General features: G+C 32.7%; 7 protein-coding genes. All 7 read left to right on the top strand.

What is annotated here, in order from left to right:
• Positions 1–191 precede the first annotated feature (191 nt).
• The gene (locus WC622_RS05670) at positions 192–1433 is read left to right on the top strand and encodes a Pycsar system effector family protein (RefSeq protein WP_372818127.1); all 1242 of its coding nucleotides are present in this window, start codon (positions 192–194) and stop codon (positions 1431–1433) included.
• Between the two features lies 1 nt (position 1434).
• On the top strand, positions 1435–3480 hold the full coding sequence (gene ppk1, locus WC622_RS05665; RefSeq protein WP_372818125.1) for a polyphosphate kinase 1: 2046 nt from the start codon (positions 1435–1437) through the stop codon (positions 3478–3480).
• A 6-nt stretch (positions 3481–3486) separates the two neighbouring features.
• Positions 3487–4383, top strand: a complete 897-nt coding sequence (locus tag WC622_RS05660) for an SdiA-regulated domain-containing protein (RefSeq protein ID WP_372818123.1) — start codon at positions 3487–3489, stop codon at positions 4381–4383.
• Positions 4384–4421: 38 nt separating this feature from the next.
• On the top strand, positions 4422–8018 hold the full coding sequence (locus tag WC622_RS05655; RefSeq protein ID WP_372818121.1) for a BamA/TamA family outer membrane protein: 3597 nt from the start codon (positions 4422–4424) through the stop codon (positions 8016–8018).
• A gap of 12 nt (positions 8019–8030) precedes the next feature.
• Entirely contained in the window at positions 8031–10454 is a 2424-nt protein-coding gene (locus WC622_RS05650) for a GAF domain-containing protein (RefSeq protein ID WP_372818119.1), read from the top strand.
• Between the two features lie 102 nt (positions 10455–10556).
• Positions 10557–11156 (top strand): TetR/AcrR family transcriptional regulator, encoded by a 600-nt coding sequence (locus WC622_RS05645; RefSeq protein WP_372818117.1) that lies wholly within the window; start codon positions 10557–10559, stop codon positions 11154–11156.
• Between the two features lie 77 nt (positions 11157–11233).
• Positions 11234–12430, top strand: a complete 1197-nt coding sequence (locus tag WC622_RS05640; RefSeq protein ID WP_372818115.1) for an efflux RND transporter periplasmic adaptor subunit — start codon at positions 11234–11236, stop codon at positions 12428–12430.
• The last annotated feature ends 7 nt before the right edge of the window (positions 12431–12437 follow it).

Genomic DNA, 12437 nt, shown 5'->3' with positions numbered 1-12437 from the left:
TGTTTTGTAAAGAAAGCCCTAAATTATTTTTTCATGTAAAACAATTTTCATTTTATGGGGTTTTTGATATGCCATGAATAAAAATTCTTATATTTCGTAATTATGTATCTAATAAGAAAATAGCTGTCGTTCTACGAAAATAATAACCTTTAAAAGAATTCTAATCAGCTCTAAACTGTTCAAAAACTAAGATGAATTATAAAAACCTACAACAAGAAGTGGAAAAATATGTATTGGAATATTTCAATACTCACCACGATGAAAAATTGGTTTATCACAATTTAAGCCACACAAAAGATGTGGTAAAGTCAACAATGCAAATTGCCAATCATTATCAATTGAACGATAAGGATTTTTTTATTGTAACCACTGGTGCTTGGTTCCATGATACGGGTTATTTCGAAGCACCTTTAGCCCACGAGCAAAAAGGAGCGGATTTAGCTGTAGAATTTTTGAAAAAGCTCGATGTGCCAGCTGCTATTAGAGATGAAGTAATGCAAGTAATTCTTTCTACAAAAATGCCTCAAAGACCTACTAATCAGCTTGAAAAAATTGTTTGTGATGGAGACCTTTTCCATTTAGGAACAGATGATTTCAGAAAAAAAGGCAAACTTATGCATAAAGAAATAGAGTTGCTGTATGATAAGGAGATTAGTAAAAAGCAGTGGCGTAAAACCGATATTGAGTTTTTAGAAAATCATCAATACCATACTGATTATTGCATTCTGTTACTGAACGATCAAAAATTAAAAAATTTAGAGAAACTGAAGAGCAAGTTGAAGGATGAAGATGAGGATGAAACAGTTTTAATTAGCACAGATAAAAAAGTAGCAAAACCAGTTAAAGACGACAATCCATTTGAACAAGAAAAACTTTTAACTAAAAAAGATAAGAAAAGACCAGATAAGGGTATTGAAACGATGTTTAGAATTACTTCGGCTAATAATCAGCGGTTAAGTGATATGGCTGATAATAAAGCACAGTTGTTAATTACAGTAAACTCTATTATTTTATCTTTAATTGTGAGTTTGGTGCTAAGAAGGTTAGAAGACAATGCCTTTTTAATTGTTCCAACATTTATTTTATTGATGGTAAGTTTATCCACCATTATCTTTTCAATTTTAGCGACACGTCCATCAATTCCCGATGGTTTATTTACAGACAACGACTTAGAGCGTAAAAAAGTAAATCTACTTTTCTTTGGTAATTTCTATAAAATGGCGTTAAACGATTATTCTAAAGGAATGATAAGAGTGATGAATGATAATGAATTTTTGTACGGCACTTTAATTACCGATGTTTATTCTCAAGGTGTGGTGTTAGGTCGAAAATACAAACTTATTAGAATAGCGTATAATATTTTCATGTTTGGTTTAATTGCTGCGGTTTTAGCCTACGTAATTTCTTATATCGCCTACGGTAAACTATCTTAAAATGCCCGAAACTGTACTAAAAAACATTTTTTACGATAGAGATTTAAGTTGGTTATCTTTTAATGAACGTGTGTTGCAGGAAGCTAATAGGGAAAATGTACCTCTATTAGAGCGAGTTAAATTTCTTTCCATCTATTCTTCCAATTTGGATGAGTTTTATCGCGTTCGCATGCCAGTTTTATTAGCTTTGACTAAATTGAGCAAAAAGGGGAAGAACAATATCCACGTTGAAGATGATTTATTAGAAGGAGTGAATGCCGCAATTCGAAGTCATCAACAGGAATACGGACAAATCTTAAAATCAGCAATTATTCCGCACCTGCGGGAAAATAAAATCAACTTTGTTTATGGACACGATATTCCAGAAGAATTAAACCCAATAGTAAATAGATATTTTTTGAGCCAAGTTTTAGCATTTTTACAACCTGTAAATTTGGCTGAAGCAAAATCTTCATTTTTCCCAAATAACAATGAACTCTATTTTCTTATTAATCTGTTACAAAACGGGAAAGAAGAAACAATTATTCTAAATATTCCGTCCAATAATTTACCTCGATTTTATAAAACTACGATAGGAGAAGAAACTTTCATTGTGTTTTTGGATGATATTATAAGAAGTAATTTGAATATACTTTTTAAAGGAGCTGAAATAACAGGATGTTTTAGTTTTAAAATTACAAGAACTGCAGAAATTGATCTTAAGGATGAGTATGCTGGCAACTTGGCAGATCAAATAGAAAAGCAATTACAAAAACGCGATTTTGGTTTGGCTACTCGTTTTTTACATCAGCCAGGGGTTCCGGAATTGACTATGAAATTATTGGCTAAAAAACTGAATTTGCAAAATGCGAATGTAGTAGAAGGCGGTAGGTATCATAATTTAAAAGACTTCGCTTCATTTCCAGTGCATATTCCAAAATTAAGTAATCCGGAATGGCCTAAAATAAATTATCCAGAGATTATAAAAGGCGAATCATTGTATGAACAGATTTTGGAGAAAGATATGCTCATCAATCCGCCATATCAATCATACGATAGTGTTTTACGTTTTTTTAATGAAGCTGCAACCGATCCTCAAGTTGAAGAAATATACATTACACTTTATCGAGTAGCAAGTGATTCTAAAATTGTAAATGCGTTAATCAGCGCCGCAAAAAATGGAAAAAAAGTATTTGTTTTAGTAGAACTAAAAGCTCGTTTTGATGAAGCGAATAACATTAAATGGGCAAAAAAAATGAAAGAAGCGGGTGTAGACATCAGCTACAGTGTAACCGCTTTAAAAGTACATGCTAAAATTGCATTAGTAAAACGAAAAATAGGTTTACGTCATGTTTATGCTGGTTTATTTGCCACGGGAAACTTTAACGAAACTACAGCTAACTTTTATACCGACCATATTTTAATGACCGCTCATCAGGGCATGTTGAGGGAAATGGAATTACTGTTTATTTTTTTAGCAAAAAGAGTTAAACCAACCGATCCAGATTTAATTAAGTTTAAGTATTTATTGGTAGCGCAATTTAATTTACAACAGCAGTTTATTTCTTTAATCCATCGGGAGATTTTAAATGCACAAAAAAGTGAAAAGGCCTCTATCATTATTAAACTTAATAATTTAGAAGAAAAGGTATTGATTGCCAAATTGTATGAAGCATCACAAGCTGGTGTAAAAATAGAATTAATAATTAGAGGCATTTGCCGATTAATTCCAGGTGTAAAAGGGATGAGTGAAAATATTAAGGTGAGAAGAATTGTAGATCGTTACTTAGAACATGGCAGGGTATTTGTTTTTCATAATCAAGGCGATGAAGAAATTTATTTAGGCTCTGCAGATTGGATGAACAGGAATATTTACCGAAGAATTGAAGTGTGTTTTCCAATTTTTGATGATGCGATAAAAAAGGAAATAAAGTCAATGATAAAACTTCAATTGGAAGATAATGTTCAAGCTGTACTATTAAATGACAAAATGATTAACATTCCAATCGTAACAAAACAAGAACCAATACAATCTCAATATCGTATTTATCAATTGCTAAAACAGTAAAATAAGATGGTAAACAAGTTGAAAAATAAAGCAAATAAAAATTATGTTGTAGTGTTAAGTGTTCTTACATTTTTAGCAAGTTTTACTGCACTATCATGTGTAGAGAAAAAAGGTCCAGGTCCAGAAAGCCCAGTAGGTTATGATTTGAATAAACCTCATAAATATCCAATGCCTGATATTTTACAAGAAATTTCAGGAATAGCATTTAATAAAGGAGACAATAAAACAGTATATGCCGAAATGGATGAAGATGGAAGTTTATTTAGTTTACCATTGGGTTCTAAGGAAGAAAAAGTAACCAAATTTGGGAAAAAAGGTGATTATGAAGACGTATCTATTATAAAAGGCTTTGCAGTTTTGCTAAAAAGTAACGGAACTTTATATTCTTTTCCACTAAGCGAAACATCAAAACCAGAAACCACAAATGTTAAAGAAACGAAAGATTTAGTACCAAAGGGTGAATATGAAGGTATGTTTGGTGATGAAACAACTGGACAATTATATGTGTTATGTAAACAATGTAGTGTAGATAAAGGCACGAAAAAAACAAGTGGTTACATTTTAACACTACAAAGTGATGGTTCTTTTAAATCGACAGGCACATTTAATACTGATGTGAGCCAGGTAGACAAGTTAACAGGTAAAAAGAAAGGCACTTTTCATCCATCTGCTTTAGCCATGAATCCATTAACTAAAGAATGGTATATCGTTTCATCTGTTAATAAAGCATTAGTAGTAACTGATGCAAATTGGAAAATAAAAAATGTGTACCATTTAAGTTCTAATATCTTTAATCAGCCAGAGGGAATAGCTTTTGACGCTGCTGGAAACTTATATATTTCTAATGAAGGAAGCGAAACACAAGTCGGAAATATTTTAAGGTTCGATTATAAAAAACCTTAAATCTTAATTAATGAATTGCTAAAGTTCAAAATATCAATATGTTAAAAAAACTACTCCTCATTGTATTTTTATTTCAAGGTTTTGTTGTGTTTGCACAAGACTCTGTGAAATATCGAGTTATTTTAATCGGCGATGCTGGAGAAATGAATAGTGGGCAGGCAGAATCCTTAAAAAACGCAGCCAAACATGTAATTAAAGGTAAAACGACTACACTTTACCTAGGAGATAATGTATATCCTGATGGAATGGCTATTCCTGGTTATGGTGATCTAGCAGAAACAAGTAAAATTTTACAATCTCAATTTAAGCCAATGCGGGATGCTGGTGCTGCTGTTTATTTTGTTCCAGGTAACCACGATTGGGATAAATCAGGCCCGAATGGATTAGCTAAAATTCAAGCACAAAGTGAATATTTAGAATCATTTAACGATCCTCTTTTAAGGTTGATTCCAGCTAATGGATGTCCAGATCCTGTGGCAATTAAATTAACAGATAAATTAACAATTATAGCTTACGATAGCGAGTGGTGGCTGTTTCCTTACAATAAAGCAAACCCCGCTGCAGATTGCGATTGTCAGACAAAAGATGAAGTAATTGCTCGCATGGAAGATTTAATGGAGCAAAACAAGAACAAAATCATCATATTAGCATCACATCATCCGTTTCAAAGTTACGGTGCACATGGTGGATATTTTACATGGCGAAATCACTTATTACCATTAACATTACTCAATAAAAACCTCGTTATTCCTTTACCAGTTATTGGCTCTGTTTATCCGCTGTTGCGCTCTACACTATTAAGTCCGGAAGATTTAAATCATCCTTTGTATAAAGATATGATGAAAAGTGTGAATGGAGTTTTTGGTAAAAAATCGAATGTAATTTACGTAGCTGGCCATGAACATGGTTTGCAGTTAATTAAAGGCGATCAACTGCAAATTGTAAGTGGTGCTGGATCTAAAATGACGCCGAATAAAAAAGGGAAAAATTCCTTGTTTCAAGAAATGAGCCAAGGATACGTTATTGCAGATCAGCTATTTAATAATGATATGCGCTATGAGTATTACATTTATGCAGATAGTGGTGTAAAAAAGGTATTTAGCTATACACAACCATTTAAAGAATTAGCTGCTACCCAAAGAAACGAGTTTAAGGTAATTAAGGGAGATAGCATTAGTATAAAAGTTCATCCATCTTATGATAGTGTGGGCAAGTTTCACCGTTTTCTTTTTGGCGAAAATTACCGGAAAGATTATGCACAGGAAACCAAAGTTCCAGTATTACGTATTTCTGAAATACAGGGCGGTTTAACCCCAACACAATTAGGTGGCGGTAACCAATCTCATTCGCTCAGATTAAAAGATAAAAGTGGAAAAGAATGGGTGTTGAGAAGTGTTGAGAAATTTCCGGAAGTTCTTTTACCACAGGGTCTTAGAGAAACATTTGCCAAAGATATTGTGAAGGATAATATGTCTGCACAGCATCCTTTTGGAGCGTTAGTTGTTCCCACAATTGCAGATGCCGTGAATGTTCCTCACAGTACGCCAATTATTGGTTGGGTTTCGCCCGATGCTAATCTTGGTGATTATTCTGGTCTTTTTGCAAATACACTTTGTTTACTTGAAGAGAGGGAGCCTCTGGGTGATTCGGACAATACTGCAAAAATGTTTAAGAAACTAGATGATGATAATGATAACACTTATGATGGTGAACTATTGTTGAGAGCTAGAGCGCTTGATGTAATGCTTGGCGATTGGGATCGTCATGAAGATCAATGGAGATGGAAGCCTGAAAAAACAGAGAAAGGGGCTAAATACCTAGCGGTGCCAAGAGATCGTGATATGGTTTTTTATAGCACAGATGGCTTTATTCAACGTTACGCACAATCTTCGTCGCTTTTACCAATGATGCAAGGATTTGAAAGAAATATCAAAAAAATTAATTGGTTTTTGTGGGAAGGCAGAGCGATGAATAGCAGGTTAATGTCACAATTTACAGAGTCAGAATGGGATAAAATTATACAAGATTTTTGCGCCAAATTAACGGATGACGTTTTTGAAAAAGCATTAAAGAAACTACCTGAACCTAGCTATTCTTTACGCCACGATCAATTCTTAAAACAATTTAAAGAGAGAAGAGCAGCGTTGCCAAAATTGATGAATGACTATTATCATTTTTTTAACAGAATTGTTGATATCCAAGCTAGTAATAAAAACGAAAAAATAGTGATTACGGATTCTGCTAATCAATATTTAAAAGTTCAAATCAATAAAATTTCTAAAGAAGGAAATATTAAAGAAGAGATTTTTAGCCGGAATTTTGATCCAGAAACCACAAAAGAAATACGTTTATACACCAAAGATGGAAATGATAGTTTACTACTAGATAACAAAACATCCAATATTAAATTAAGAGTAATTGCTGGTGCAGGAAAGAAAGTGTACGAAGTACCAAACTCCTCTCGTGCTGTCCAATTATTTGGCAGGAAAAACGGTAACTCTAAGTTTGAAGGCGATGATCAAAATAAGTTAAGTAAAAGAATGTCAACCGATACATCGAATGTTTCTTATTTAGGTAAAGATATGTACCATCGCTCTTCATTAACATTAAATGCAGGTTATAATGCAGATGATGGATTGTTATTAGGTCTTAATTATAAAATTACTAATCCAGGGTTTAGAAAACAACCGTACGGTAATTCCCAACATATTTCATTTTTACATTCATTTGCAACAACTGCATTTAGGTTTAATTATTTTGGAGATTGGCTAAAAGCTGTTGGTAAAGCTGATTTTACATTAAAAGCAGATGCTTACGCCCCTGATAATACACAGAATTTTTTCGGAGTTGGAAACGAAACAAGATACGATAGCGATAAAAAATATTATAGAGCTAGGTTTAATATTTATCAAATTGAAGCAGGGTTAAGATGGCGACGCCCTAAATCTACATTTAGTGTAGGCCCAAGTTTTCAACTATATAAATATGATCATGAAGATAATGTAGGAAGAATAACTACAAATCTTTCACAATTACATTCTTATGATAGTACTACAGTAACAAAAAATAAATTATATGGCGGAATTGTAGTTAATTTTGTAAATAATACACGTGATAACGAGATCTTACCAACATTAGGAAGTTACGTAGATTTCAAATGGTCTGCATTTAAAAGTTTAAGTAAATACGCCAACTCATATGGACAATTTACAGCAAGCATTGCATTATATAAAAATATCGATGGAAGAGCTAAATTTGTAATAGCAGATCGTTTTGGTGGAGGAATAACTGTTGGGAAACCAGCATTTTATCAAAATTTATTTTTAGGCGGACAGGGAAATCTTTTAGGCTATCGCCAATTTAGATTTGCTGGACAACATAGTTTTTATAACAATTTAGAATTAAGAGCCAAACTAGGCGATTTTGTAAGTTATGTATTACCAGGTCAAGTTGGCCTAATGGGATTTTATGATGTTGGCCGAGTTTGGAAAAACAACGAAAATTCAGATGTCTGGCATCATGGTGTTGGCGCAGGTGTTTATTTTGCACCTGCATCTTTAACTATATTTCGTTTTGTGATGGGGCATTCGAGCGAAGGATGGTATCCTTATGTATCGATGAATTTTAGGTATTAATTAGAGAAAGAGATGAACACAGAGGTAATCCAAATTAATAAAAATGATTGCATAGCATGCCAGGTAGAGTTTACACTGTCTTTTAGGCCTTTAGTTGCTTATTTAAAAAGCAGACTAAAAACCGAACAGACTTTAAAAGCAGAATTTTATCGGTTTTTATTAGAGAAAATAGAAAGAGAAGAAGCGTTACAAAATGATATTAAAGCAGAAGACTTAGTAAAGTACAAAGATACGCTAGAACTTATTTTCACCATTTTAACACCTTTAATGGCAAATGAGAAAGACTTATTTTGGGCATTAAGTACACCTGTACCAGATAAAATTTTCTTTAGTACTGATTCATTTCACGAATTTTTATCCTTACATGCAGAGCAGAAAAAGCAAAACAAGGATGTTGTCGATGAATCATCTAAAGAAAAACAACAATTGCAATTCATTTATAGAATGATATTAGAGAGATTCTATAACTATACTTCAATCTTTAAAAATGATATTTTATATGCTTATACTAGTCCAGAAACACATTTAACTACTTATTACAATATCAATGCTGATACCCAATTTATAGATATAAAATATGAGGGTAAATTACCAGAATTAAATTTCGAATTATTAACTATACATATACAAGAGGGGAATGAAATTGAATTATTACAGAAACTAATTCCACTTAGCAAATTTAAATTCGATGGATTTACTGTAATTTCTTTAGCGGATGTTACATTACAACATGCTATAGATGGCATTCGAGATGCATTAGTTAATCATACATATGAAAATGAAGCGTATGAACATGTAATTCAAGCCTTAAAAACTTTAGTAGGTGATGGACATATTGAATTTGGATTATTGCCATTTTTGATGGTGAACAATAAATTCGTTTTTGATAGTCATCAACACTCACAAAGTATCTTACTTGATTCTGCTAAAAAATATGATCTAGAAGAAGAAACATTTTACGGATTGGTAAATGAATATAAGGACAATCCAAGGCCAGTTTTCTTCAATAATCTAGATAGTGAAAAAATAGAAAAATTCCCATTTTTAGAAGTACTACAAAAAAATGGTATTCATTCTTATTCATTTGTGCCTATTTTTTATAACAACCAATTGGCTGGTGTAATGGAAATTTATTCGACAGAAGCTTTAGAAGTTAATGAAAAGTTATTGTCGAGATTACATTCGGCTTTGCCTCTTTTAGGACAATTGTTGCAGTACAGAATTGAAGAATTTAATACCAGAATGGATAGCGTATTAAAAGATAAATTCACCGCATTACAACCATCTGTACAATGGAAATTTAACCAAGTAGTTTGGGACTTTATCAAAAATAGCAAGGGCAAAAAGAAAACTCAAGAAATAGAAACCGTTACCTTTAAAGGGCTTTATCCATTATTTGGAGCTATAGATATTCGTAATTCAACCGTAGAACGTAATCATGCTTTAAAAGAGGATCTTAAAATACAGTTAGATATTTTAAGCAAAACGTTGACTAATTTGAGAGTCATTATCCCGCTAGATTTGATTGATAAAATTTTATTTAACTGTAAAGATTGGATAAAAAAAATAGACGATTTCATTAGTTCAAGTGAAGAAGCATTACTAAATGAATTTCTTGAATTGGAAGTATATCCTATGCTAACCCATATCGAAAAGGGACATCCACAAGCAAAAGAAATCGTTCAAAATTATTTTAATAGCATTAACTCAGAAAACGGGGTTGCTTTTGAACATAGAAGAACATTAGAGACCTCAATGCAGTTTATTAATACTGCTGTGAGTGAATATTTAGAAGAAGCACAACAAACATTACAAAATTCATATCCATGTTATTTTGCCAAATTTAGAACCGATGGCGTAGAATACGATATTTATATTGGACAAGATATCGCACCAGATGTGCCATTTGATTTATTATACTTAAAAAATATTCGCCTTTGGCAATTAACTGCAATGGTAGAAGTGGCTCGTTTAACCAACGGCTTAGTTAGTCAAATGCCACGAGCTTTATTAACAACACAGTTGATATTTATACATTCTAACCCAATAGATATCAGTTTTAGAAACGACGAAAGACGATTTGATGTAGAAGGCGCTTACAACATTCGTTACGAAGTAGTTAAGAAAAGAATTGATAAAGTTTTAGTAAAAGGAACAGAAGAAAGATTAACCCAGCCAGGCAAAATTTCATTGGTTTATTTTAATGCTTTTGAAGCAAATGAATATTTAGAATATATCAAATATTTGCAAGAACAAGAGTTTTTACAAGATGACTTGGAAATGCTAGAATTGGAAGAACTACAAGGTGTAAGTGGATTAAAAGCATTACGAGTTGGTGTTAATTACATGTCATGTGATTTTTTTGATGAGCAGTGGACTAAACTTAAAAAATCGATTAAAAGTAAATCATTAAAAAAGGCCGATAGCCAACTCTAAAACAACATTTCAACTAATCTGACAAAAAGATGATAAGTATTTTTAAAACTGTTTATACATTTGCTTAACAGTGTTAGATTATTTTATAGCACATAAATTATAATGGGAAGTAAAGAAAGAATACAGCGTCAAAAAGAAGATACTCGCAAGAGCATTTTAGATGCTGCTTTACAAATTGTAAAACAAGAGGGTTGGGCTGCTTTTAGTATGCGCAAAATTGCTGATGTAATTGAATACACAGCGCCAATTATTTACGAATACTTCTCGAATAAGGAAGGCATCTTATTTGAATTAACTAGACTAGGTTATATGCATTTAGGTGTTAAGGTAAAAGCTGCAAGAGATAGTAAAGAAGATCCAGAAGAACAGCTAGAGGCAATGTGGCTAGCGTATTGGGATTTTGCTTTTGAAGAGAAAGAATTCTACCAATTGATGTACGGAGTGCAAGTTAACTGTTGCGAACTTTATACCAAGATGCCTGAAGCTGAATACACAACAGATTTGTTTTATGATGCAATTGAAAAATTACTAACCAAACAACCGGTGTCCGAAGATACATCTTGCTTAAAATATTATACTTTTTGGTCACTAATACATGGTTTAGTTTCTATCAACCTAGTTCAAAAAGGAGCTAACGATGAAATTAATCAGCAAATTTTGAGAAGTGCTATTAAAGCAATTATTAAAACCATAAACGACTAAAACTTTTTTTTGCCCAACAATCTAACACTGTTAGATAAATTATATACGTTAAAATAAACAATTAAAATCTCATAATTATGAATCATATCTCCAAACTTGCTCCAATATCTAACAATGTTAAATTATTTAACGAATGGGTAATTCTGTTAGTTATCACAATTGTATTGTTTTTAGCTAGTTGTACAAATGCTCCTGATCAAATGGCAGCAGCACCTGCACCTGCATTACCTGTAATTACAATTAGCCAAAGTTCGCAACAAACATTTGTAGATTATCCAGCCTCTATACAAGGTGCTACCGATTTAGAAATCCGTCCGCAAATTGCTGGAACAATAGACAGAGTTCTTGTGAACGAAGGACAACTAGTAACTAAAGGTCAATTGCTATTTCAAATTTCTGAACTTCCTTTTAGAGCACAATTAAACACAGCAAAAGCGGCGCTACAAGCGGCAAAAGCTGCCGTGTTAAATGCACAACTTGAAATTGATAAGTTAACTCCGTTAGTTCAAGCAAAAGTAGTTTCTTCGTTTCAATTACAAACCGCAAAGACTGCACATGAAATAGCATTAGCAAATGTAGAACAAGCAAAATCTAATGTGAATAGCGCACAAATCAATTTAAACTACACTCAAATTAAAGCGCCTATAAGTGGTTACATCGGTAGATTGCCTAAAAAGCAAGGTAGTTTAGTGGGGCCAACAGATGTCGAATCGTTAACCCAACTTTCTGATGTTCATGAAGTACACGTATATTTTTCTTTAGCAGAAACTGACTTCATCAATTTTAATGCAAAATACCAAGGCAATTCGGTTGCAGATAGAATTAAGCATTTACCAGCAGTTTCTTTGGTTTTGGCCGATCAGACAATTTATCCTTCTGAAGGAAAAATAGACATGATAGATGGTCAGTTTGATAAAACTACAGGTGCTATTACGTTAAGAGCCAGCTTTTCAAATGCACAAGGTTTATTAAGATCGGGCAATACAGGTAAAGTGAGACTTGGGATTGAACACAGTAATATCCTTTTAGTACCACAAGCTTCAACTATTGAAATACAGGATAAAGTATTTGTGTTTGCAGTAGGTAAGGACAATAAAATAAGTAAGCAACCCATAAAAGTGCTGGGCACAAGCGGTACCAATTATTTGGTAGAAGATGGTTTAAAATCAGGAGACCAAATTGTATCTAAAGGTTTCGAAAGCTTAAAAGAAGGAGATTTAATTCAACCTGAAAAAACAAAAGCAGTAACTGCTTATAACGCCTCAAATAAATAATAATAAG

This window comes from Pedobacter sp. (assembly GCF_041662865.1).
In the GTDB taxonomy this organism is placed as follows: domain Bacteria; phylum Bacteroidota; class Bacteroidia; order Sphingobacteriales; family Sphingobacteriaceae; genus Pedobacter.
This window is presented reverse-complemented; position numbering and strand designations above follow the sequence as displayed.